This is a genomic window from Ohtaekwangia sp. (assembly GCF_036568665.1).
In the GTDB taxonomy this organism is placed as follows: Bacteria; Bacteroidota; Bacteroidia; order Cytophagales; family Cyclobacteriaceae; genus Ohtaekwangia.
In genome coordinates, this window is sequence record NZ_DATCSD010000187.1 from 16,822 (window position 1) to 38,871 (window position 22,050).

The 22,050-nt window shown below is 44.2% G+C and carries 23 protein-coding genes and 1 other RNA gene; 13 read left to right on the forward strand and 11 right to left on the reverse strand.

Going from position 1 to position 22,050, the window contains the following annotated elements; all coding sequences use genetic code 11:
• The first annotated feature begins 49 nt into the window (after window positions 1-49).
• The 5 genes from VIN08_RS10655 (at window position 50) to VIN08_RS10675 (ending at window position 4,392) form a co-directional block, all read left to right on the forward strand.
• The gene (locus VIN08_RS10655; protein ID WP_331964333.1) at window positions 50-1,336 is read left to right on the forward strand and encodes a citrate synthase; all 1,287 of its coding nucleotides are present in this window, start codon (window positions 50-52) and stop codon (window positions 1,334-1,336) included.
• Between the two features lie 89 nt (window positions 1,337-1,425).
• The gene (locus VIN08_RS10660; protein WP_331964336.1) at window positions 1,426-1,689 is read left to right on the forward strand and encodes an acyl-CoA-binding protein; all 264 of its coding nucleotides are present in this window, start codon (window positions 1,426-1,428) and stop codon (window positions 1,687-1,689) included.
• A 2-nt stretch (window positions 1,690-1,691) separates the two neighbouring features.
• Window positions 1,692-2,387: a 16S rRNA (uracil(1498)-N(3))-methyltransferase gene (locus VIN08_RS10665; RefSeq protein WP_331964339.1), complete on the forward strand. Its 696-nt coding sequence runs from the start codon at window positions 1,692-1,694 to the stop codon at window positions 2,385-2,387.
• Window positions 2,388-2,648: 261 nt separating this feature from the next.
• On the forward strand, window positions 2,649-3,887 hold the full coding sequence (locus tag VIN08_RS10670; RefSeq protein WP_331964342.1) for a nucleoside recognition domain-containing protein: 1,239 nt from the start codon (window positions 2,649-2,651) through the stop codon (window positions 3,885-3,887).
• A gap of 55 nt (window positions 3,888-3,942) precedes the next feature.
• Entirely contained in the window at window positions 3,943-4,392 is a 450-nt protein-coding gene (locus tag VIN08_RS10675; protein ID WP_331964345.1) for a hypothetical protein, read from the forward strand.
• 160 nt (window positions 4,393-4,552) lie between these two features.
• On the opposite strand, the gene VIN08_RS10680 is transcribed toward VIN08_RS10675, so the two are convergent.
• The gene (locus tag VIN08_RS10680; protein WP_331964348.1) at window positions 4,553-6,343 is read right to left on the reverse strand and encodes a hypothetical protein; all 1,791 of its coding nucleotides are present in this window, start codon (window positions 6,341-6,343) and stop codon (window positions 4,553-4,555) included.
• Between the two features lie 148 nt (window positions 6,344-6,491).
• Between VIN08_RS10680 and VIN08_RS10685 the strand changes: the two genes are divergently transcribed.
• The gene (locus tag VIN08_RS10685; RefSeq protein ID WP_331964351.1) at window positions 6,492-7,094 is read left to right on the forward strand and encodes a TlpA disulfide reductase family protein; all 603 of its coding nucleotides are present in this window, start codon (window positions 6,492-6,494) and stop codon (window positions 7,092-7,094) included.
• Here the strand turns inward: VIN08_RS10685 and VIN08_RS10690 are convergent, their stop codons facing one another.
• Window positions 7,095-8,729 carry a CotH kinase family protein gene (locus VIN08_RS10690; protein ID WP_331964354.1) on the reverse strand — a complete coding sequence of 545 codons (1,635 nt, stop codon included), beginning with the start codon at window positions 8,727-8,729 and terminating at the stop codon, window positions 7,095-7,097.
• Between the two features lie 26 nt (window positions 8,730-8,755).
• Window positions 8,756-9,448, reverse strand: coding sequence for an NAD-dependent deacylase (locus VIN08_RS10695; protein ID WP_331964356.1), 693 nt, complete (start codon window positions 9,446-9,448; stop codon window positions 8,756-8,758).
• Window positions 9,449-9,517: 69 nt separating this feature from the next.
• Between VIN08_RS10695 and VIN08_RS10700 the strand changes: the two genes are divergently transcribed.
• The gene (locus VIN08_RS10700; protein WP_331964359.1) at window positions 9,518-10,177 is read left to right on the forward strand and encodes a hypothetical protein; all 660 of its coding nucleotides are present in this window, start codon (window positions 9,518-9,520) and stop codon (window positions 10,175-10,177) included.
• Here the strand turns inward: VIN08_RS10700 and VIN08_RS10705 are convergent.
• From VIN08_RS10705 to topA, 4 genes are all read right to left on the reverse strand, one after another.
• Window positions 10,142-10,585, reverse strand: coding sequence for a hypothetical protein (locus tag VIN08_RS10705; protein ID WP_331964362.1), 444 nt, complete (start codon window positions 10,583-10,585; stop codon window positions 10,142-10,144). The two genes, VIN08_RS10700 and VIN08_RS10705, sit on opposite strands and share 36 nt — an antisense overlap.
• 109 nt (window positions 10,586-10,694) lie before the next feature.
• Window positions 10,695-11,078 (reverse strand): VOC family protein, encoded by a 384-nt coding sequence (locus tag VIN08_RS10710; protein ID WP_331964365.1) that lies wholly within the window; start codon window positions 11,076-11,078, stop codon window positions 10,695-10,697.
• Window positions 11,079-11,269: 191 nt separating this feature from the next.
• Entirely contained in the window at window positions 11,270-11,653 is a 384-nt protein-coding gene (locus tag VIN08_RS10715; protein WP_331964368.1) for an AraC family transcriptional regulator, read from the reverse strand.
• Window positions 11,654-12,037: 384 nt separating this feature from the next.
• Complete coding sequence (gene topA / locus VIN08_RS10720; RefSeq protein ID WP_331964370.1) at window positions 12,038-14,473, reverse strand: type I DNA topoisomerase; 2,436 nt, start codon at window positions 14,471-14,473, stop codon at window positions 12,038-12,040.
• 112 nt (window positions 14,474-14,585) lie between these two features.
• Between topA and VIN08_RS10725 the strand changes: the two genes are divergently transcribed.
• From VIN08_RS10725 to VIN08_RS10745, 5 genes are all read left to right on the forward strand, one after another.
• Window positions 14,586-15,086, forward strand: a complete 501-nt coding sequence (locus VIN08_RS10725; RefSeq protein WP_331964373.1) for a SixA phosphatase family protein — start codon at window positions 14,586-14,588, stop codon at window positions 15,084-15,086.
• A gap of 43 nt (window positions 15,087-15,129) precedes the next feature.
• The gene (locus tag VIN08_RS10730; RefSeq protein ID WP_331964376.1) at window positions 15,130-16,191 is read left to right on the forward strand and encodes an agmatinase family protein; all 1,062 of its coding nucleotides are present in this window, start codon (window positions 15,130-15,132) and stop codon (window positions 16,189-16,191) included.
• A 104-nt stretch (window positions 16,192-16,295) separates the two neighbouring features.
• An RNA gene (gene ffs, locus VIN08_RS10735) (signal recognition particle sRNA small type) lies at window positions 16,296-16,390 on the forward strand.
• 118 nt (window positions 16,391-16,508) lie between these two features.
• Window positions 16,509-17,165 (forward strand): fructose-6-phosphate aldolase, encoded by a 657-nt coding sequence (gene fsa, locus VIN08_RS10740; protein ID WP_331964379.1) that lies wholly within the window; start codon window positions 16,509-16,511, stop codon window positions 17,163-17,165.
• A 104-nt stretch (window positions 17,166-17,269) separates the two neighbouring features.
• Window positions 17,270-17,983 carry a cell division ATP-binding protein FtsE gene (locus VIN08_RS10745; protein ID WP_331964382.1) on the forward strand — a complete coding sequence of 238 codons (714 nt, stop codon included), beginning with the start codon at window positions 17,270-17,272 and terminating at the stop codon, window positions 17,981-17,983.
• A 4-nt stretch (window positions 17,984-17,987) separates the two neighbouring features.
• Here VIN08_RS10745 and VIN08_RS10750 read toward each other — a convergent pair whose 3' ends face one another.
• From VIN08_RS10750 to VIN08_RS10765, 4 genes are all read right to left on the reverse strand, one after another.
• Window positions 17,988-18,518 carry a hypothetical protein gene (locus VIN08_RS10750; RefSeq protein ID WP_331964385.1) on the reverse strand — a complete coding sequence of 177 codons (531 nt, stop codon included), beginning with the start codon at window positions 18,516-18,518 and terminating at the stop codon, window positions 17,988-17,990.
• 75 nt (window positions 18,519-18,593) lie between these two features.
• Window positions 18,594-19,139: an RNA polymerase sigma factor gene (locus tag VIN08_RS10755; RefSeq protein ID WP_331964388.1), complete on the reverse strand. Its 546-nt coding sequence runs from the start codon at window positions 19,137-19,139 to the stop codon at window positions 18,594-18,596.
• A gap of 116 nt (window positions 19,140-19,255) precedes the next feature.
• Entirely contained in the window at window positions 19,256-20,071 is an 816-nt protein-coding gene (locus VIN08_RS10760) for a DUF3108 domain-containing protein (protein WP_331964391.1), read from the reverse strand.
• A gap of 112 nt (window positions 20,072-20,183) precedes the next feature.
• Window positions 20,184-20,996 carry a 2,3,4,5-tetrahydropyridine-2,6-dicarboxylate N-succinyltransferase gene (locus VIN08_RS10765; RefSeq protein WP_331964393.1) on the reverse strand — a complete coding sequence of 271 codons (813 nt, stop codon included), beginning with the start codon at window positions 20,994-20,996 and terminating at the stop codon, window positions 20,184-20,186.
• A 20-nt stretch (window positions 20,997-21,016) separates the two neighbouring features.
• On the opposite strand from VIN08_RS10765, the gene VIN08_RS10770 reads away from it, so the two are divergent.
• Window positions 21,017-22,050: hypothetical protein (locus VIN08_RS10770; RefSeq protein WP_331964396.1), on the forward strand; the 1,034-nt coding region annotated here is incomplete at its 3' end.

The following is a 22,050-nucleotide window of genomic DNA, read 5'->3' on the forward strand; positions in this document are numbered from 1 at the left end:
CAACGATCTGCCCTGTATATTTAAAACCGCTGTTAAATCTCATATTAAAATGTCGAAAACTGCTGAATTAATCATTGATGGTAAGTCCTACACACTGCCAGTCATTGAAGGATCTGAAGGAGAAGTTGCTGTAGATATCAGCGATCTTCTGGAAAAAGCCAAAGTAATTACTCTGGACTTAGGTTATAAAAATACAGGTGCCACAAAAAGTGCTATAACATTTTTGGATGGCGACCAGGGCATTCTGCGTTACCGCGGCTATTCTATAGAGGACCTCGCGGAGAAGTCTAACTTCCTGGAAGTTGCTTATCTCTTGATATTCGGAGAGTTACCGAGTAAACCTCAGTACGATAAATTCTCGAACGACATTAAGACGCATACGCTTGTACATGAAGACGTGAAAAAGATACTCGATGGTTTTCCATCTACGGCTCACCCCATGGGCGTGCTTGCCTCACTCTTCTGTTCACAAACAGCTTTCTATCCGGAATCACTCGACCCGAATCGTTCTGCAGAAGGTGTATATCTGAGCATTGTACGTTCACTGGCCAAGATGCCAACCTTTGCCGCATGGGCTTATAAGAATGCCGTAGGTCATCCGGTAAATTATCCTGACAATTCGCTGAACTATAGCTCACGCTTCCTGAAGATGATGTTCGCCTTACCGGCTGAACAATATGAAGTGGATCCGGTAGTAGCTGATGCATTGGATAAACTGCTGATCCTCCACGCTGATCACGAACAAAACTGTTCAACATCAACTGTGCGTATCGTTGGTTCATCCAAAGCAAGTATATACTCTTCCATATCTGCCGGTATAAATGCCCTGTGGGGACCGCTGCATGGTGGTGCCAACCAGGAAGTTATCGTGATGCTGGAAGCAATCAAGAAAGATGGTGGCGATACAGAAAAATGGATCAACAAAGCAAAAGACAAGAACGATCCGTTCCGCCTGATGGGCTTCGGACACCGTGTATATAAGAACTTCGATCCGCGCGCCAAGATCATCAAGAAAGCTGCGGATGATGTACTCGGCAAATTAGGTATCAACGACCCGGTGCTGGAGATTGCACAGAAGCTTGAAGAAGCTGCTTTGAAAGATCCATACTTCGTAGAGCGCAAGCTATATCCGAACGTTGACTTCTACTCCGGTATCATTTACCGTGCACTCGGTTTACCAACCGATCTGTTCACCGTAATGTTTGCCATGGGACGTCTGCCAGGCTGGATCGCCCAGTGGAAAGAACTGCGCGAGAACAAAGAACCTATCGGTCGCCCACGCCAGATCTATACCGGTGCCAAGCTGAGACCTTACGTTGAAATAGCAAAACGATAGTTTTCGTTACACGCTATCGGTTAATCGTTATTCGCATAGTATATCTATAGCGGGGAACGATTAACCGGTAACGGATAACCGATAATCCCATGGAACTACAACAACAATTTGAAAGCGCAGTAAGCCGCTCGAAAGAGTTAACCAAGCGTCCTTCCAATGAAGAACTGCTCATGCTATACGCGCTCTATAAACAGGCAACCGAAGGCGATGTGAACGGAGAGCGTCCCGGAGGCTTTGACTTCAAAGCCATTGCTAAATACGATGCATGGGAGGAGCTGAAAGGCAAATCCAAAGACACTGCCATGCAAGACTATATCCAGCTTGTTGAAAAGCTCTATCAACAATACGCGTAAGCGTGAACCTCTTTTATCAACCCCGTATACCCGAAGGAATTTACTATCTCGATGCTGATGAATCGCGGCATTGCGTTCGTGTGCTGCGTCATACAGCAGGCGATAATATACAGGTTACCGATGGTAAAGGTTATTTCTATAAAACCACTATTACGCAGGCTGACGATCGCCAATGTCAGTTTCGCATAGAAGAAAAGGTCGCCCAGCCACTCCGTGATTTTTTTATTCATATAGCGATCTCCCCTACTAAAAATGCTGATCGTATCGAATGGTTTGTTGAGAAAGCCGTAGAGCTTGGCATCGACCGGATATCGATCATCGAGTGTGAAAACACCGAGCGCACCTACCTGAAAAAAGAACGCCTCGAAAAAGTAGCGATCAGCGCCATGAAGCAATCACTGAAAGCAACATTGCCTGCTATAGAAGGACTGATTTCCTTCAATGATATACTTACCACTACGGAAGCCTATAAATATATGGCGTATGTGGATATGCAGAATCCTGATCACCTGAAAAATATAGCACCCCAAAAAAATTCATATATAGTATTGATCGGTCCTGAAGGCGACTTCTCTCCTGAAGAACTCACGCTTGCCTTGCAACACAACTTCCAAAAAGTAAGCCTTGGCAACAGCCGCCTCCGCACAGAAACTGCCGGCATGGCCGCATGCCACATCTTGAATCTGGTGAATAGTTAAGTCTCCCGCAGATTAGCACTGATGAAATGCAATAACAATGTGTCCTTACACTTCAACATTCGTTGATGGATGTTCCTTGCTTCGATATTCAGTTTCCGTTAACCGTTATTCGTTGCACGTTAAGATATCTAATAACAGATAACGACTAACTCCCCGGCTATCTACTTTAAGTCTCCCTTGTAAGCTTTTCAGTTCATTTCAATATTTCACAGTTGCCATATAGCATAACAAAATACTACATTTACTTTTTACCTTTTGCCTATGATTTTAAACTACATCTGGGTTGGATTCTTTCTTATTGCCTTTGTTGTTGCATTGATCAAACTGATCGTGCTGCAAGACATGGAAGTATTCCCCAAGATGCTTCAGTCTACTTTCGATATGGCCAAGACCGGCTTCGAGATATCGATCGGACTAACCGGGGTTATGTCGCTATGGCTGGGACTGATGAAGATCGGTGAACGCGGAGGTATGGTAGCTATCTTATCGAGGCTCGTTGGTCCATTCTTCTCACGACTGTTTCCGGAAGTGCCAAGGAACCACCCTGCTATCGGATCAATTATCATGAACTTTAGCGCTAACATGCTCGGCCTCGATAATGCAGCAACTCCGCTCGGGTTAAAGGCGATGAAAGAATTACAAGATCTCAATGCCGATAGCGATACTGCTTCCAATGCGCAGATCATGTTCCTGGTGTTAAATACATCCGGCCTTACTGTTATACCTTTATCTATTATTGCCGATCGCGCTACACTGGGCTCTGCCAATCCTACCAGTATCTTTATACCGACACTCATTGCTACATTCTGTTCTACTCTTGCCGGGTTGATCTATGTAGCGATCAAGCAAAAAATAAATCTGTTCGATCGTGTAGTACTCGGTTATCTGTTGGGCCTCAGTGCTGTGGTATGGAGTGCTGTGCTATATTTCTCATCGCTTTCACCAGAGCAGCTTCAGCAGCAATCGACACTGGCTACGAGTATAATTATTATCACCATCATTATACTCTTTATTATACTTGGACTGACAAAGAAAATTCCATTGTTCGAAACATTTGTTGATGGTGCCAAAGAAGGTTTTAATACATCGATCAAAATCATTCCATTTCTCATTGCTATGCTGGTAGGTATTGGTTTGTTCAGAACCTCCGGAACATTAACCTATATTACCGATGGCATTGCCTGGATATTTACGCAACTGAATGTCAATACAGATTTTGTCGGAGCTTTACCCGTTGCGTTTATGAAACCACTGAGCGCACAGGCCGCGCGTGGTATGATGATAGAACTCGCCAAGACAACACCGGGTGGTGTGGATTCATTTGTATCCAACCTTGCATCCATTTTCAGAGGATGTGCAGAGACCACCTTTTATATTCTGGCGGTGTATTTCGGTTCAGTGAATGTAAGGAAAACACGATATGCAGTAAGCGGTGGACTGATTGCTGATGTCGCTGGTGTAATCGCAGCAATCTTTGTTGGTTACATGTTCTTCCATTAAAATATAAAGTAGTGTAATTGTTGTTTAACTCCTCAATCCGGATTATCATTGTTATATGGAAAGAAAAGCGGATATCCAAAAGACTATCTACGATAACGCGAAGAGTCACTTCCTCGGAAATTTCCCAGATTCATTACCCATCGAACAGGCTTATGTACATATCGGTATGTACCTGGGATGGATTATAGACTCTGGTCTATACTCCGAGTATTTTGAAGATGAAGCATCAAATCAAATTTTCCGCTTTAAGCGCAGAGAGATCTCATGTACCATTCTAAGCGAAATATGGGATGGATACCTGGGGTATGAACTCTTCAATCGCCAGGGTAATATGTTTACCTATTACTATTATGGTGGTGGCCTGTATCGGAATGATTACGATGAGATTCTCGTAAGAACGTTACCTTCTATCTATCACGTAACGGATAGCTGGGAGAATTATGAAAAGATCAAGAACCGTATCGATATGCGTTTCTCCGACTGGAAAAAACTGGTAGGAAACTAATTGTGATTTTTAAAATAGTACCCCTCATAAAAACAGGCTGTTCTTTCGAGCAGCCTGTTTTTGTTTAACGGTTATCTGTTAATAGTAATCCGTTATTCCTTAATCGTTATTAGTCAGCCGGATAACAATTAACCAATAACGAATAACGGATCACACACACCTACTTATTCACCACGAGCTTTCCATTCTTATCAATTATACTCTGCAAGGCATCTGCCTTTATCGTGAGTTCGCCTGTGTCGGATTTGAAAGTAAGTTCTTTGGGTACAAAAGTTAGTTGATAGTTGCTGCTCCAGGCTAAACCATCGGAGCGGTATATCTTGGCCAGTGTAGCAGCATACTTGTTCTCCTTATTTGCTTTCTCGCTATACATCAGTACAAAGTATATCTGTCCGGCAGCATCTGAAAATGTAAGTGATCGCGCGGCTGGTAATCCGGATTGCTTAAAGCTTGTTTTATCTACTGCAAACTTGATTTTTATATCGGGCACGCGCGTAGGTGTGATCGAGTAAAAATATCCTTCGGCATTTAACGAGTCTTTATAGTATAGCCCGGCCGTATATTTCTCTTCAACAATAGAAAGTGGTTTGAAGCGCGAGCGCTTTGCTTCCTTAAACAATGGAATTGAATCCGGTAACTGCACCAGCCAACGCAGCGATTCATTACGCTTGGTGAGCTTTCCATCAAGCTTGCGTCTCTCCTGCTCCGCATACTCTTTCGATAGCTTTATATAGCTCTTCAATACAATCGTATTGTTGTAGGTGTTGGTTATAAAGTATGTATAGTCTTCTGATTTCGTATCGATATTTTCATTGCCCAGTTTGCCGGCAATGCTATCAAGCTTTACCAGGTAGCGCAGTTCCTTGGCTGTGCGCTCTACTTGCAGATGCACATCCGTAGAGTCTGCCTGCTTCTTATGTTCGAGTAGTGTGGAGCGATATTCAAGATCTGCTATTTTGAGACTGAACACTTCCATGGGTAATGGATCTTTATCATACTTCTTTAATTGCTCCATCAGCAATTTATCAATCAGTGAAGTGAGATCATTTTTTACTGATACCGAATCTTTGCTAAGCTTCTCACGAAGTTTGTTGATCTCGATATCATATTCCACCAGGTGTTTGTTCATCGGGAAGATTTCCTTTTCTACAATCGCCTTGGATTTTTCTGCAAAGCGTTTGTAATCCCATACATCCAGTTCATTATTATAAAAATCCGCTGGAGAAGTTCCGTCTTTTTTGAAATCGGTTACTTCGCGTGGCACCATTACCTGGTTATAGCTGGTCTTACCCAACGATGTAAGACTGCCTTTATAATTCTCAAAAGCTTTTACGGCAGAGTCGTAGCGTACAGCCAGTGCGTTGAGTTTCGCAATCACATTCTCATCTGCTCGCAGGTAAAATTCTTTTTCGCCCGGGTAAGCGCTTTGTATGGTACGGAACAGTGCATTGGATTTTTTATACAAGCTATCCGCCATCACAAAATAGTACTTCACCATCTTCAACCGGTCTGTGCGTTCGCGCAAGCCTTCCAGTTTCTTCTGCAGGTCGAACTGCACATCGGAAAGCTTTACACCAAACTCTCCCGTGCGAAGGTCTCTGCGATTATATAATTCGTAGTACTCGTCATTGCGCTTCAATTCTTTTTCGGTGATCATCTGGTACGCCTTCGTATAGTAGTAGACAGCCGTATCCATGTGCGAAAGCGTCCGCTCAGTTTGTTTCAGAATATCATCCTTAGTGGATTTCTCATGGAAGATGATACCCATAAAAAGATAGGCGTTCGGGTTATCGTCATTCTCCTTGATATATTTTTTCAGGAAAGGCTCCGCAGCTTCGTATTGCTTGGTCTTGAGAAGGCCGAAGATATCTTTGTACTTTACCTTCTGGCCATAGGCAGCCGATACCAGCAGGAAAAGCAATAGCGTGTTGATTAAACCAACTTTTGTCATGGGTAGAGATACAATTAATCCGACTAAATTAATTAAAATCACGATAGAATCGTAACCGTGGAAATCCGTTGTACTCGCTATCTTTGTAAAGGAAATATTTCCACACTTTGAAAAGCGAAAAAAACAGAACGTTTCAAAATCAGGTGCTATGAAAAAATTCTTGACTTCCCCGCGTATCTGGTCTGTTATCCGAACGATCCGCCCCTGGGTAACCATGATTGCCGTCATCGCTATATTACGGTATACCGGGCTATTGGCGGGTATATCTGTTGTTGCGCAAAGTGCCCTTATGAAAACCGGGGTACTCGATGCCTCGCCAGCGCCTCCGGCTGTAGCCCGCGATTTTGATTACGACTTTTCCGTAAAGGACCTCAACAATAACACGATCGACTTCAAACAATTTAAAGGCAAAACGATCTTCCTCAACCTGTGGGCTACCTGGTGCGGACCATGCCGTGCCGAGATGCCTTCTATCCAGCAACTTTATGAACAGATCGATCATGAGAAAGTTGTATTCGTGATGCTTTCACTTGATCGTGCCGAAGACACTGAAAAAGTATCGCGGTATATAAAAGATAAAGGACATACTTTTCCGGTATATATGCCTTCGGGATATTTACCCGAGCAACTGAACGTACCATCTATACCCACTACGTTTGTGATCAGTCCGCAGGGAAAAATAGTATCGAAAAAAGCAGGCACTGCCAATTATAACACCAGCGGCTTCAAGGAGTTTCTGGAAAAGATGTAATTACTGTGCTACCAGTTTACCACGGGCAACAATAGCGTCACCGCGTTTTATAGTATAGTAATACAATCCCGAAGCATTGCCCATATCGCGGGTATATATTTTTTTCCCTGCATCCAGGTGTTCAATCGTTTCGCTGTGAACACGATTTCCTACCGCGTTATAAATCGTGATCTCTACCGCAGCAGGTTTCCGTAAAGTATAGGCTATATGTACCGCTCCACTGAAGGGATTAGGATATACTGCTATATCGGCAGTTTGTTGTTCTTGTTCCGTAGCCGTTACAATCTCCCTGAAGTTATCGTCAAGCCAGGTTAATCGTTGCGAGATCCAGCTCTTGAGCCACACAACTTCCTGTTGATAGGTAGCACCTATATAATAATTCGGCCACACATATGTGTTCAACACAGGCCAGCGTGTAAAGTTTCTTTGTTGTGATTCCTGGTTCAATACACTTGCTACTGAATCTATATACTGATGGATCACCGATGTCTTTAAGGTTGATGTACGAAGCTCCTGCCACCGTGTACTTAGCTTCTGCCGGAAAGCTTCATCTTCCACCAACCGGTTCCACCAAAAGGGTACAAGTGCTTCGTGGAAATCGCATATCGTATTGAAGTCTTTTGCAAAACCTTGTGGCGAACCGCCATCACAATAATCGGCATTACCAAAGCCCAGATTAAAATCCCAGATAGGTCCCATCACCAGCTTGCCGCCTTTCGCATCACTGTCTTTATAGAAAAATGCACTAAGGCGATAACCATCTACATTCTTGGTAATTTCCTGTACGATGAGATAATCGATGAATGAATTTACATCTATATACTTCGCATAACCATTAGCAGGATCCTTGAACTGGTCGCCCGCCAATGCATTTTCAAAGGCCGCTATATATTGTTGTATATAGGCCTTCTGCTCTGGCACAATCTCATTGTACTTCGGGTATTCATACTGGAATAATATACTTTGCTGATAAGCACTGGGCGCAGGTTTATGGGGCGAGTACCATCCCTCACCACTATCGCCTGTAGTTTTATCGATCTTGATGATATAGCCTCCTGTGATGTTGGCAGCATCGGTTTCTTCCGGATCAAGCTTCTCAATGTTCACACGGTTTTTGTCGCGCTTGATCTTTTCCATCAGCACATAGATGCCTTCATAGTTACCGTTCAATACAAGCTCTACATACTTTGTGCGGGTAGCGTAATGACCAAGATCGCGGCCGAGTTTATACGACAGCGCATCGCGCATCAGACTCTTGTCATTATAGGGCGCGAATAAAATCCAGTCCTCCTCCTTGGGTAATCCGAGTAATGATGCTTCCTTTCCCTCCACACCTGTTGCATCGCGAAGTTCTATACCATACTGCTTTTTCGGAAACAGCTGCGAAGACGAGCCCCGGATCTCGATTCCGATCTTGCCGGTAAAGTTGTTGAATGCATCGCTTACGTTGTTGCGTACACCCACACCGTTGTAAATGATGCCCATATCGGCAACGATCTTCGGATCGTCTTTAATCTCTTCGTTGGTGGAAATAACAACTATAGGAAGATTGGATGAAGTAAATTCAACCGTAGGTGATTGTGCGAGCGCACAGGCAGACACAAAAATAAAGGACAGGGTCAGGTGCCTGATCATGCAGGTTAAAGATTGGTTCCTGCAAATTAATCAATTAACTCCAGTAATTCACGCTTCACGATTTCCATACCCGTGCTCGCCTTGTCGGCTATCATTTTTACGTAGGGTATATTGCCGATATCCGGAAGCTTGGGATCGACTACATATTTCATCGATTCGTATGGAACGTAATTGATCAGGCCTGCGGCAGGATATACTACCATCGATGTACCTACTACCAGAAATATATCAGCCTCACCGGCATGATGTGCTGCTACTTCCATTAACGGAACCATCTCACCAAACCAGACTATATTCGGACGCAACTGCGATCCTTTCTCACAGCGATCTCCCATCTTCAGTTCCCATCCATCGATAGGATATACCAGGCGCTCATCTTTCGTGCTGCGCGACTCGAACAAGCTGCCATGCAGGTGAATCACTTTAGAAGAACCGGCACGCTCATGCAGGTTGTCTACATTCTGCGTTACGATCGTTACATCAAAATGCTTTTCAAGCTCTGCCAGTATCTCATGACCGCGATTGGGTTTTACTTCCAATGCTTTCTTTCTGCGCTGATTATAAAAATCAAGAACAAGTGCAGGATCTTTATACCATCCTTCCGGAGAGGCAACATCCTCCACGCGAAATCCTTCCCACAAGCCATTCGAATCGCGAAACGTTGGTATACCACTCTCGGCACTGATGCCCGCACCACTGAGCACGACAAGTTTTTTCATATTTAAAGATAACTATATTTTAAAAATTGGATTTGAATTTGTTCTTTCGAACGAATTTTGAGGGTTACTATGTCAACTGAATTTGTTACTTATCGCAAGTTTTACCAGGAAGATCAGGCTAAAGCACTCGCAGATATACTACAGGAAAACAGCATTGAATACATGATAGCAGAAGATCGCGAGAGTCTTGATTCGCTATATGGCGATAAGCAATTCAGTCGTCAATTTTATGTTAAAATTCAGCAGAAAGATTTCGGCCATGCCGACAAGGTACTGGCTACCCTATCCCGTGAGCAGATAAATTCTGTTGATAAAGATCACTATCTCTTTAATTTCACCAACGAAGAGTTATTTGAGATACTGGCAAAACCCGATGAATGGAACGAGTTCGATTATCAACTTGCCCAGGAAATACTAAAGCAACGCAAAGTCGAAATTAATGAAGACGTTATTCAGCTTCTGAAAAAACAACGTGTACAAGAATTGGCCAAGCCTGAAGATCAGGGTAAGACCTGGATTTATGCCGGGTATATATTTGCATTTTTAGGAGGACTACTCGGTATATTTATTGGCTGGCATCTTAGCTCCTTCCGCAAAACTTTGCCGAATGGTGAACGTATATACGCGTTCGGTAAAGAAGACAGAGCGCACGGATGGCGCATCCTCCTCATCGGAATCGTCATGTTCCTGGTATCACTCTATATCCGACTGGCAATGCGCGACTATTGACGCATTACTTCGTATCGCATAACCGCTCCCGCGTCTTCCACGGATCAATGATCTTTTCATCAGCGGCAGCATCAGAGGAAGTATACGCACCTGGTCATCGCTGTCTTTTACAAACGCCAGGGCTATGCGCGTACAGAACTGTCCTTTACCGTGATCGATCTCTACAGTGGCTAACGCATTTTCGATCTTCACAATCGTATACTTATCCACCATAAAAAGATTTATCTTCTTATCCCCAACGTTCTTCTCTTTGAGAAAGTCGATGGATATAAAAGGTTTAAGATCAGCCCAGGCGGTCATCGCCTCCATAAATTCATCGGTCGACTGACGAATGATCTTTTCATCAATTTGTGCGTGGCTATAAACAGATATACTCAGCAGGAGTACAATGGCAAGAACGGGTTTCATGGGGGAGTAAAGTTTACTTAAAAGATAGTGTAATTAGCGACAAGCTAAAAGCAAAAAAGCTGAAAGTAATAGAGTTAACTATCCCATACCTTCAGCTTTAAGCTTACACTTACATCTGTGCGATCTGTATATTATTCCCGCAGGTATCATCAAACACTGCGAGCGTTACAGGGCCCATCACGGTAGGCTTCATGCTGAATACAACACCCAGTTTCTGCAGGCGTTCATATTCTTTCTGCACGTTGGTTACACTGAATGATGTTAATGGTATACCCGCCTCATACAACGCCCGCTGATATACGCTGGCCGGTTCAAACGCCATCGGTTCTAACACTAATTCAACACCATCCTGCTCTTCTGCGGAAACTACGGTGAGCCATTTATGCTCACCCATAGGCACTTCTGTTTTCTTTACAAAGCCTAACACTTCCGTGTAGAACTTCAGGGCCTTGTCCTGGTTGGTTACGAGGATACTTGTCAGTTTTATTTTCATACTTTAGTTGGGGGCTATTGGTTATACCTTTCCCGAAAGGAGGTGCAGAGACTCACTGGTAAATGCACACACGTATTTGCATTTATAGTATAAATCTGCGGTAAATAAATCTATACTAATTCTGCGCACTACAAACATCTGCAATCTCTCCGAAACACCTTTCTTCAAAATTGCTAAGTTTCAAAAGACATTTATACTGATGTACAACGGCACCGGTAGGCGGCCGGAGTAGTGCCGGTAATTTTTCTGAACAATCCCGAGAAAGAACTGAGACTGGTAAAACCAACAGCATGGCAAACCTCCACAATGGTCTTATTGCTTTTCAACAATTGCTTGGCTTGCGCTATACGAACGGAAATAAGGTATTGATTGGGTGTTATACCGTAAGCAGCCCTGAACATTCGGATAAAATGAAATTTAGAGAAACACGCTGTAGCTGCCAACCGATCGATACCTATATCTTCAGCAAAGTGCTGATCCATATAATATTTTGCCTGTGCTACCTGTTTGTAAAGGTATTCCGGGTGGAAATGTTCCCGCCTGATCCTGAGCAATTGTTGCTGATAGTAAGTCATCGCGGTAGCATCAGTAGTTAGTTAACCTGTTATAGTGCAGTAAGCTGTTCCCACCTTACCAAGTTCAAAAGGAAAGAAACCTTTTTATTAGAAGTGATATACCAGAAAGAAGATAACTTTCCTTTCACCGTGTGTCAGTGGGGAACAACTGACGCCACTGCAAATTTATTAAATTGTTATCCGTTAATAGTTAATAGCTACACGTTAATAGTTAGCAGAATTCATTTGTGTATCCTGTTCCTGATAGCTATCAATATTTCGGTATTTTCCTCTGCATTGATCTCGATAGCTACCGGGATCCGCGGGAAACAGGTCAATATATACCGTTAGCAGCATTCCAACGGATAACTACTAACGGATAACGATTAACTATCCACGATAGAACTATTTCTTCTTCTTCGCTGCTTTCTTCGGAGCGGCTGCTTTTTTAGCAACTTTCTTCGCTGCCGTTTTCTTGGCCGGAGCTTTTTTAGCAGGAGCTTCAGCCGTTTTTACCGGAGCAGCGGCTCTGCCAAATCTGCCTTTCTTCTCCGGTGTAGCAGCAGCCAGTGTAAGGCATTCTTCGAGTGTAAGATCTTTCGGCTCTTTGCCTTTCGGTATCTTTACATTCTTCTTGCCGGCTTTAATATAGGGACCAAAGCGCCCGTTGAGGACTTGTATATCCGGATTCTCATCAAACAGTTTTATAGTCTTGTTTGCATCCGCTATACGCTTGTTCTCGATCAACTCGATCGCTCTGTCTAATGCTATCTCGTAAGGGTCGGTATCTTTAGGGATCGACACAAACTTTTTGTCGTGCAGTACATATGGACCGAAGCGCCCTATATTTACTACTACCGATTTCTCTTCAAACAAACCGAGATCGCGTGGCATCTTAAAGAGTTCCATCGCATCATCCAGCGTGAGGTTCTCTATAAATTGTCCGGGACGAAGGCTGGCAAACTTGGGTTTCTCACCACCGTTATCATCGGGGTTCTCTCCTATCTGCACATACGCACCAAACTTACCCAGCTTGGCATATACATTTTTACCGGTCTTCGGATCAACCCCTAACTCACGTGCTTTACCAACGGAAGAACGTTCTATCTTTTCGGTAGTCGATACTTTCTTGTGGAAGGGTTGATAGAAGTTATCGATCATCTTCTTCCAATCGAGTTTACCACTGGCAATCTCATCAAACTCCTGCTCGATCTCCGAAGTAAAAGAGAAGTCGGTTACATCCGGAAAATGTTCTACCAGGAAATCCGTTACAACCATCGCGGTATTGGTCGGGAAGAGTTTATTCTTCTCCGCACCGGTAATTTCCGTTTCGGTTGCCTTATTAACTTTATCGTCTTTGAGTGTAAATACATTGTAAGCACGCTCCACACCTTCGCGCATTTCTTTCACTACATAGCCACGCTTCTGCACGGTGGTAATGGTTGGTGCGTAGGTAGATGGCCTGCCTATACCAAGCTCTTCCAGTTTCTTCACCAGACTCGCTTCAGTATATCTAGGCGGGTGTCGAGTGAACACCTGCTTCGCCATCAGTTCGTTGAGTTTCAAATCCTGACCGATAGTGAGTGGCGGCAATACTTTGCTGTTCTCTTCTTCATCTTCATCATCGCCCGATTCCATATATACTTTCAGGAACCCTTCAAACTTCACTACTTCTCCGGTTGCAATCAACGTGCGTGGATTAGTAGATATACCGATGGTAGCAGTTGTTTTCTCCAGTTCAGCGTCAGCCATCTGTGATGCTATAGCACGCTTCCAGATGAGATCATATAAACGCAGTGCATTACGATCCATACCCGGATCGCTCACTGAAAAATCTGTAGGACGTATCGCTTCGTGAGCTTCCTGTGCTGACGATGATTTTGTTTTAAACTGACGTGGCTGAACAAATTCTTTTCCGAACGCAGACTGTATCTGTCGCATCGCTCCGTTGCGTGCTTCATCTGATAAGTTTACCGAGTCGGTACGCATATAGCTTATCTTACCGGCTTCGTATAACTTCTGCGCCACCATCATGGTTTGTATAACCGAGAAGCCCAGCTTGCGCGAAGCTTCCTGTTGTAAAGTAGAGGTTGTAAACGGAGGTGCTGGCGATCGCTTCGAAGGCTTGGTCTGCAAATCTTTTATAGAGTATTTCGCTCCTTTGCACGACTCCAGAAAATCAAGTGCTTCCTGTTCCGTATCAAAACGTTCCGAAAGTTCTGCTACCAGCGTTTTACCTTTGTCGAGTTGAAACTCGGCCGTTACCCTGTACGATGATTTTGCTTTGAACTCGCTGATCTCGCGTTCGCGTTCAACGATCAGTCGCACCGCTACACTTTGTACACGCCCGGCAGATAAACCGGTCTTGATTTTTTTCCAGAGTATAGGCGAAAGCTCATAGCCCACCAAACGATCGAGCACGCGTCTCGCCTGCTGTGCATTCACCAGGTCTATATCTATACCTCGCGGACTTTGAATAGCGTTGAGTATAGCATTCTTTGTGATCTCGGTAAAAACGATCCTGCGCGTTTTCTTGTCATTCAGGTCGAGCACTTCTTTCAAGTGCCACGAAATAGCTTCTCCCTCGCGGTCTTCATCGCTTGCGAGGTATACCATCTCGGCATCCTCGGCAAGTTTTTTTAGTTTTTGTATAACATCCTTCTTTTCAGGACTTACTTCATAGGTGGGTTCAAAGCCATTTTCAACGTCAATCGCATCGCCACCTTTGGGCAAATCGCGAATGTGTCCCATGCTGGAAGCGACCTTAAAATCCTTTCCCAGGTAGCCTTCAATGGTTTTCGCCTTAGCGGGTGACTCTACTATTACGAGATTTTTTGACATGCTGATTAACGTTTCAAAGAGGTCAAATATCTGGAAATTTTTAAAAAATCAAATTTCGGGTGTTAATATTGACGCCCAGCAACCTATACAACAGTTCAGAAACTTATTGCGTATGCCACGATATTTGTATTTGTTACGCCATGCACAAAGCGCTGAAAAACAGATCAATCAGAATGATATTGATCGCAATTTGACAACCACCGGTGTGAAAGAAGCGCTCATGATCGGTAGCTATCTGTACAAGCAACAAATTGTATTGGATGTGATCATGACCAGCACCGCTGAGCGTGCCCGAACAACGGCAGGACTGGTGGCCGATGCTCTGAAGATCGATCTGGATAAAGTTGTGTTGCAGGAAGATCTATATGAAGCTTCTACGCGAACATTCTTTCAATTTGTAACACAACTGGAAGACCACCAGCAACACATTATGTGTGTAGCACATAACCCCGTGATCTCGTACTTGGCAGAATATTTAACCGGTGCAGAAGTTGGCGACATGACTCCTGCAGGACTTGCCATTATTAAATTCAATATTCATTCGTGGAAAGAAGTGAGTCAGGGAAATGGCGAACTGGAGAACTACGTTACTCCGGAAATGCTCACCAACTGATTCGCGATTCAAGTAATGGATCGCCACGACTGCCCTAACGTAAATGAATTTAAAAGAAGACCTCATTAAACATTTTGATCCGAACGGTCCTGGTATACAGGGAAATCTGTTTGGTCTCCCCTATACTCCCGAGACTTCGGAACTCATTGTTATACCTGTGCCATGGGAAGTAACAGTATCGTATCACACCGGTACGGCTGCCGGCCCCACGGCTGTGCTGGACGCCTCTTCGCAGGTAGACGTATTGGTAAAAGATATACCCGATGCCTGGAAGCTCGGCATCAGCCTGGCAAAAATACCGGATGGGCTATACGCAGAGAGTAAACATCTGCGCGAGCTCTCAGCACAGCACATCAGGCGCATGGAAAAAGGTGAGCCTGTGCTACCAGCCGATCCGTTGGTGAACAAGATCAACGAAGCTTCTGAAAGTCTGAATATATACGTGAAGTCGGCTGTGCAGCGTTATCTCCGTGAAGGTAAAATGGTAGGTCTGCTGGGCGGAGATCACAGTACACCGCTTGGTTTTATGCGCGCCCTGGGTGAACAATATACCCGCTTTGGTATACTGCAGATCGATGCGCATGCTGATTTGCGAAAAGCCTACGAAGGATTTACTTACTCGCACGCTTCCATCATGTATAATGCGATGAAGATACCAGCCGTGAGCCGGTTGGTGCAGGTAGGTATACGCGATCTCTGCGAAGAAGAGCTTCACGTGATGCAACGTTCCAAGGGACGCATCCGAACTTTCTTTGATGATGACCTGAAAGCAAAACGATATGAAGGCGAAACGTGGGCATCGCAGTGCGACCGGATTATCGATGAATTACCAGAGCATGTATATATCAGTTTCGATATTGATGGACTCGACCCGAAGCTGTGTCCGAATACCGGAACACCGGTTGCCGGTGGATTGGAATTTCAGGAAGCAGTATACCTGATCCGAAAACTTGCTCTCTCGGGAAAGACTATTATTGGTTTTGATCTTAGTGAAGTCGCTCCCGGCACAAATGACTGGGATGCAAATGTAGGTGCGCGTATGCTATACCAGCTTTGCAACTATATGGCTGTATCACAGAGCAAACTGAGAATGGCAACACAGTAGAACAGCAGCGTAATTTATCTTCTGAAAAATCTTCGACTGATAAAACTTCAAAAGAAATTATTCTTACCCATCGTCAATTCTAAATATCTTCTATCTTTGCGCCCGGCAAGCCGGCACGACCAGCTCCTGCTGAACTCCCCCAGGATCGGAAGGTAGCAAGGGTAGGCGGTTGTAGCGGTGCGATGTTCGGTTTGCCCTTTTTTATTTCTGAGAATTTCAGAGCCGGAATCCAGTATATATCTGCTATGCACATGAACCATTTCTGGTTTTCCATCCTTTCTTAAAACAGACAACCTCAACAAACCGAAATAACGAACATGAAATTTTTCATCGACACCGCTAACCTGAACGAGATTAAAGAAGCTTACGACCTGGGTGTGCTGGATGGTGTAACGACCAATCCTTCACTGATGGCGAAAGAAGGCATCAAAGGAATTGAAAATATCAAAGCGCACTACAAAGCGATCTGCGATATAGTAGATAACAACGTGAGCGCAGAAGTTATCGCTACTGATTTCGACAACATCATTAAAGAAGGTAAAGAACTTGCCAAGATTGATGATAAGATTGTGGTAAAGGTGCCGATGATCAAAGAAGGTGTAAAAGCAATCAAGAAATTTACCAGCGAAGGTATACGTACAAACTGTACACTTGTGTTCTCGGCAGGTCAGGCTATACTGGCCGCGAAAGCCGGTGCAAGTTATGTATCGCCATTCGTGGGTCGCTTGGATGATATATCGCAGGATGGTCTTGAGCTGATCTCTCAGATCAGACTGATCTATGACAACTATGCGTACGATACAGAGATTCTTGCAGCATCTGTGCGCCATACAATGCACCTTATTCAGTGTGCAGAGATCGGTGCCGATGTAGCAACGTGTCCGCTCAACGTAATCACAGCGCTGTTGAAGCATCCGCTTACTGACAGTGGTCTTGAAAAATTCCTCGCTGACCACAAGAAGGTTAACGGGTAATTTTACCGCCAGAAATTAAACTTCAGAGCACGAGGTTTAACGTTTAAGATTTAAATGATTAAGTTTAAATTTTAAACGTTGAACCTCTAACTTTTTACGGGAATATGTTTTCAAACGATCCGGTAGTAAGCGTTCATGACGCCAGCATTTTTCAAGATCACAATACGATACTCAGTGATCTTAACTTCTCGATTGAAAAGGGAGAGTTTGTATACCTGGTAGGGCGTACTGGTTCCGGTAAATCTTCATTACTCAAAACACTCTATGCCGACCTCCTGCTCCGCCTCGGAGATATACAGGTAGCAGGCTTTAACATACGCGGTATAAAACCCGCACAGATACCCTTGCTGCGAAGAAAGCTCGGTATAATTTTCCAGGACTTTCAGTTGCTGAACGATCGCACTGTAGCGGAGAATCTCATGTTTGTGATGAAAGCTACCGGCTGGCGCGACAGCACCAAGATGAAGGCTCGTATGAATGAAGTGTTGATGAATGTGGGACTCGGCTCTATCGAAAAGAAAATGCCGCATCAGCTTTCAGGCGGAGAACAACAACGTGTAGTGATTGCCCGGGCACTCATCAACGAGCCCGCGATCTTACTGGCGGATGAACCTACCGGGAATCTGGACCCGGAAGTATCGCACGGTATTCTGAAAATATTTCAGCAGATCAATAAAAGCGGAACCGCTATATTAATGGCCACACATAGCTACGGCTTGATCAAAAAGAATCCGTCACGCGTATTGAAATGTGAAGACGGTAAAGTATACGACTCTGTAAAAGAATCATTCGAACTTACTACGGAAACCTGGAACTGATATACTATATATTCGTTTCCTCTTTACCCTTGTCTTTAGGATTATAACTTTTTTCGAGATGATGTAATTGCTGGTTCAGCAGATCGATCCGCACCAGTAAATTTAGTACCAGCGCATCTTTCACTTTCTGACTGGGGTGTGTATGCATCTCTTCTTTCAGCACCATATACATAGCTTCCAGTTGTTGAAAGTCTTGGGTAAATCCATTGAGTCCTTCGCTCTTCTGAAACTCATCAATCATTTCCACTTTCTGGGAAATCTGTTCTACATAAAAGGCTTCGACATCTTTAAACTCTTTCAGCGCTATATCAGATGTATTCGGTTTGCCTGCCGGTGTTTTTGTCTTTCCGGGTATCCATGCATAAACTGCCAGCGCCATAAACACCACGGCTGCCACGCGCCATACTGCCAGCGAGTTCCACCAGCCTCCCCGTTGTAAGCGTACAGAAGCCTCTATGTTCTTCCATATCTTCTCAGAAGGCTCCTTATCATCAAAAGCAGCCCTGTTCTTGCGCACGAAGTCTTCCAGTTTCATATCTTTTATGTGTTGAAGTGTTTACGTGTGTAGGTGTTTATGTTAGCGGAACCTTGAACTTTCTAACCTTAAACTCTAAACCTTAACCTTTAAAACCTCTCTCAGTTTTCCTTTCGCTCTGTTCAATTGCGACTTGGAGGTTGATTCGGAGATGCCCATGATCTCTGCAATCTCCTGATGATCGTAGCCTTCCAGCAAATATAGCGAGAGTACAGAACGATAGCCATCGGGTAATTGACTGATAGCATGTTTTACGCGTTCAACTGTCAGTTCATCACCATACTCAACCGGGGCTTCCTCCTCGGCAACATCCCAGCGATCATCTTCGGGTATAGATTCAAATTTGCGTTTGTTCAAAATATTAATGGCCTTGTTCACCACAATACGTTTGAGCCATGCACCGAACGTAGAGTCACCGCGATAGCTGTCTATATTTCGAAACGCACTGATGAATGCTTCTTGCAGTACATCTTCAGCATCGTCCTGGTCGCCTACAATGCGATAGCCCACGTTATACATCGCGCGCGAGTACTGCTTATACAACGTATAGTGTGCACTACGATCGCCCGCTTTACAACGGGCGATGAGCTCTTCCTGCATGTTCAATACCGATGACTCCAAGCTTAATTCCGGTTCCTGAGTATAAAGACAAGATAGGAATAAAAGGGTTGCATGTAATAGCTGCTAGTTGCAAGCTTCGAGTGGCCAACCGTATCCTGTAGCCCAGAGGCCAGTAACTATTTCACAATATTGAGCGGGCTCTTCAATCCCGAGTACTCGATCAATTCTACACCGGCACTGCCGATAAACATTTTAGCATCGATCTTTAGCGGGATTCGGTTCTTGTCGTCTGAGAACCAGGCGGTAATAGAATTTTCGCCATCGAACAAATCATTCTTGGGCATAACGGGTTTGAAGACCAGTGCGCGCACTTTGCCTACTTTGATCTTGATGGTTTCTTTACCCTGATAGATGATCTTCAGTTTATAAAATTCATCTTCAAAAAAACCTGCGATGGTTACAGTGTCTTTTATTTTGAGCTTGGAAAAATCCATGACACGCAGGTATAAAAATCCTCCGATCATATCGCGGACGTGTGAAGGTGCTTCGTAAAATTGGGGTTCTTTAAATTTACCGGTCTTGTTATCGAGCGTCTTTACTTCGATCTTTTTGTTGGGGTGATCAAAGTTCGTCCACTCATCTTTTTTATAACGGCCTTCGCGTATTTTGCGATAGAACTGGTGCGGAACCAATGCTACGGTATCTATATAGGCACCCCACTGATCATCAACATCTGACACCCAGCTTACCATCCCCACGGTTTTGCCCATCACATCAACCTTAAAGCAATGGCGATCATTTACCTTGTAGTAGGTTGGTGCTATCGAAGCACTTCCTTTTCCTACAGTAAAAATACCATAGGTCATTTTAAACTTAATAACTTCCCCACGAGTAAAACTCTCATTCCGCACAAGCGGAAAGATCTCACTCCTGTCGCTTACAAAGCCGGAAAGTAATGATACCAGAAAGACTCCAAAAGCCAACTTCTTCATACTGCGTTTCCAAATTTACACAAAGCAATTTATTGTTCCGTAAACAGTATGTTAAATTCAAAGGATGTGCCAACCGGGCAAGCTGGCACATCGCTCTTTTCATAATTACTTATCAGACAGCTACATTGTTCTCACGCAGCGCGTCATTCAAGGACGTTTTCTTGTCGGTACTCTCCTTCCGTTTTCCGATGATGAGCGCGCATGGCACCTGAAAATCGCCTGCCGGGAATTTCTTGCTATACGATCCCGGTATTACCACCGAACGCTCGGGCACATAATTTTTATACTCTACCGGCTCGGAACCTGTCACGTCAATAATCTTGGAGCTGGCCGTGAGCACCACGTTTGCACCCAGCACTGCTTCTTTCCCTACACGAACCCCCTCTACAATGATGCAGCGCGATCCGACAAATGCATTGTCTTCCACAATTACCGGAGCAGCCTGCACGGGCTCCAGCACCCCTCCTATACCTACACCACCACTCAGGTGAACATTCTTGCCGATTTGCGCGCAGCTTCCAACAGTAGCCCAGGTATCTACCATCGTACCTTCATCTACATACGCACCGATGTTTACATACGAAGGCATCAAGATCACGCCTTTGCTTACAAACGAACCATGACGTGCTATAGCATGCGGCACTACGCGAACGCCCAGTTCTTTATAGTTACGTTTCAGTTTGATCTTGTCGTGAAACTCAAACGGACCAACTTCAATAGTTTCCATTTGCTGGATCGGGAAATACAGGATCACGGCCTTCTTTACCCACTCATTTACCTGCCATCCGCCCGATACCGGCTCTGCCACGCGAAGCTCACCTTTATCTAATTTTTCTACTACCGAACGAATAGCATCCTGTATCTCAGATGATTGAAGAAGGGAACGGTCTTCCCAGGTTTTTTCAATGAGTTGTTTCAATTCCATTATCTTAGTTTTAAATCGACATGCAAGAAAGAAAAAAAAGAAGAATAGTCATTGCCTCCGTACTGAAACCCATTGATGATACGCGCATGTATGAAAAAATGGGAAAAAGTCTGGCCTCCTTTTACGAAGTTCATGTTGCTGGCTATCCCAGTATACATCCACCGGTCGACACCAGTATACATTTTCACCCGGGCAAACCCTTTCCTCGCCTAAGCTTTCGCAGGTGGCTGATGGGCTGGGCAGTGTTGAAGAAAATATGGCAACTTAAACCCGCTCTGCTTATTGTAACCACACATGAGTTACTCCCAGTTGCTGTTGTTGCCAAATGTATAGGATGTAGCACGATCTACGATGTACAGGAAAACTACTTCCGGAACATCCGCTATACCAATGCTTTTCCCAAAGCTATACGACTATGGGTGGCGCTATATGTGCGAATAAAAGAATATATCTTCTCCCCTTTCATCAATCATTTTCTCCTGGCAGAGAAAGGCTATAAACAGGAATTATCTTTTCCTGGAAAACGGGCTACTATCGTGGAGAATAAATTAAAAAAACCACCAACTCCTATAGCAGCACGCCCCAAACATATAGAGCAACTTCACTTTATATTTACCGGAACACTGGCGGAGACTACCGGTATATTTCTGGCAATAGACCTGATCGATAAACTATACCACGAAGATCAGTCCGTACAATTAACCATAGTCGGTTACTGCGCCCAGCCCAAAACACTGGAAAAAATTCGCTCTACAATATATAACAAGCCCTATATATCGCTGAAAGGCGGTGATACACTTGTGCCGCATCAAACTATACTGCAAGAAATTGCAACTGCATCGATCGGTATAATTTCCTATCCCTTCAATCCGGCCACAACACATTCTATTCCCACCAAACTATACGAATATCTCGGATACAGAGTTCCTATATTATTGATCAATCATGCTTCCTGGGTAGCCATCTGCCAACGTTATGCAGCAGCCGTAGTGTTTGATCCGGCATCGCCCGATATAAACTATATACTGAATGAAATCCGGTCGAAGGAATTTTA

What these genes read in the sequence shown, in the direction of transcription:
- VIN08_RS10655 (WP_331964333.1), top strand. Translation starts at nt 50, where the DNA reads ATGTCGAAAACTGCTGAATTAATCATTGATGGTAAGTCCTACACACTG.
- VIN08_RS10660 (WP_331964336.1), top strand. Translation starts at nt 1,426, where the DNA reads ATGGAACTACAACAACAATTTGAAAGCGCAGTAAGCCGCTCGAAAGAG.
- VIN08_RS10670 (WP_331964342.1), top strand. Translation starts at nt 2,649, where the DNA reads ATGATTTTAAACTACATCTGGGTTGGATTCTTTCTTATTGCCTTTGTT.
- VIN08_RS10675 (WP_331964345.1), top strand. Translation starts at nt 3,943, where the DNA reads ATGGAAAGAAAAGCGGATATCCAAAAGACTATCTACGATAACGCGAAG.
- VIN08_RS10680 (WP_331964348.1), bottom strand. Translation starts at nt 6,343, where the DNA reads ATGACAAAAGTTGGTTTAATCAACACGCTATTGCTTTTCCTGCTGGTA.
- VIN08_RS10685 (WP_331964351.1), top strand. Translation starts at nt 6,492, where the DNA reads ATGAAAAAATTCTTGACTTCCCCGCGTATCTGGTCTGTTATCCGAACG.
- VIN08_RS10690 (WP_331964354.1), bottom strand. Translation starts at nt 8,729, where the DNA reads ATGATCAGGCACCTGACCCTGTCCTTTATTTTTGTGTCTGCCTGTGCG.
- VIN08_RS10695 (WP_331964356.1), bottom strand. Translation starts at nt 9,448, where the DNA reads ATGAAAAAACTTGTCGTGCTCAGTGGTGCGGGCATCAGTGCCGAGAGT.
- VIN08_RS10700 (WP_331964359.1), top strand. Translation starts at nt 9,518, where the DNA reads ATGTCAACTGAATTTGTTACTTATCGCAAGTTTTACCAGGAAGATCAG.
- VIN08_RS10705 (WP_331964362.1), bottom strand. Translation starts at nt 10,585, where the DNA reads ATGAAACCCGTTCTTGCCATTGTACTCCTGCTGAGTATATCTGTTTAT.
- VIN08_RS10710 (WP_331964365.1), bottom strand. Translation starts at nt 11,078, where the DNA reads ATGAAAATAAAACTGACAAGTATCCTCGTAACCAACCAGGACAAGGCC.
- VIN08_RS10715 (WP_331964368.1), bottom strand. Translation starts at nt 11,653, where the DNA reads ATGACTTACTATCAGCAACAATTGCTCAGGATCAGGCGGGAACATTTC.
- topA (WP_331964370.1), bottom strand. Translation starts at nt 14,473, where the DNA reads ATGTCAAAAAATCTCGTAATAGTAGAGTCACCCGCTAAGGCGAAAACC.
- VIN08_RS10725 (WP_331964373.1), top strand. Translation starts at nt 14,586, where the DNA reads ATGCCACGATATTTGTATTTGTTACGCCATGCACAAAGCGCTGAAAAA.
- VIN08_RS10730 (WP_331964376.1), top strand. Translation starts at nt 15,130, where the DNA reads ATGAATTTAAAAGAAGACCTCATTAAACATTTTGATCCGAACGGTCCT.
- fsa (WP_331964379.1), top strand. Translation starts at nt 16,509, where the DNA reads ATGAAATTTTTCATCGACACCGCTAACCTGAACGAGATTAAAGAAGCT.
- VIN08_RS10745 (WP_331964382.1), top strand. Translation starts at nt 17,270, where the DNA reads ATGTTTTCAAACGATCCGGTAGTAAGCGTTCATGACGCCAGCATTTTT.
- VIN08_RS10750 (WP_331964385.1), bottom strand. Translation starts at nt 18,518, where the DNA reads ATGAAACTGGAAGACTTCGTGCGCAAGAACAGGGCTGCTTTTGATGAT.
- VIN08_RS10760 (WP_331964391.1), bottom strand. Translation starts at nt 20,071, where the DNA reads ATGAAGAAGTTGGCTTTTGGAGTCTTTCTGGTATCATTACTTTCCGGC.
- VIN08_RS10765 (WP_331964393.1), bottom strand. Translation starts at nt 20,996, where the DNA reads ATGGAATTGAAACAACTCATTGAAAAAACCTGGGAAGACCGTTCCCTT.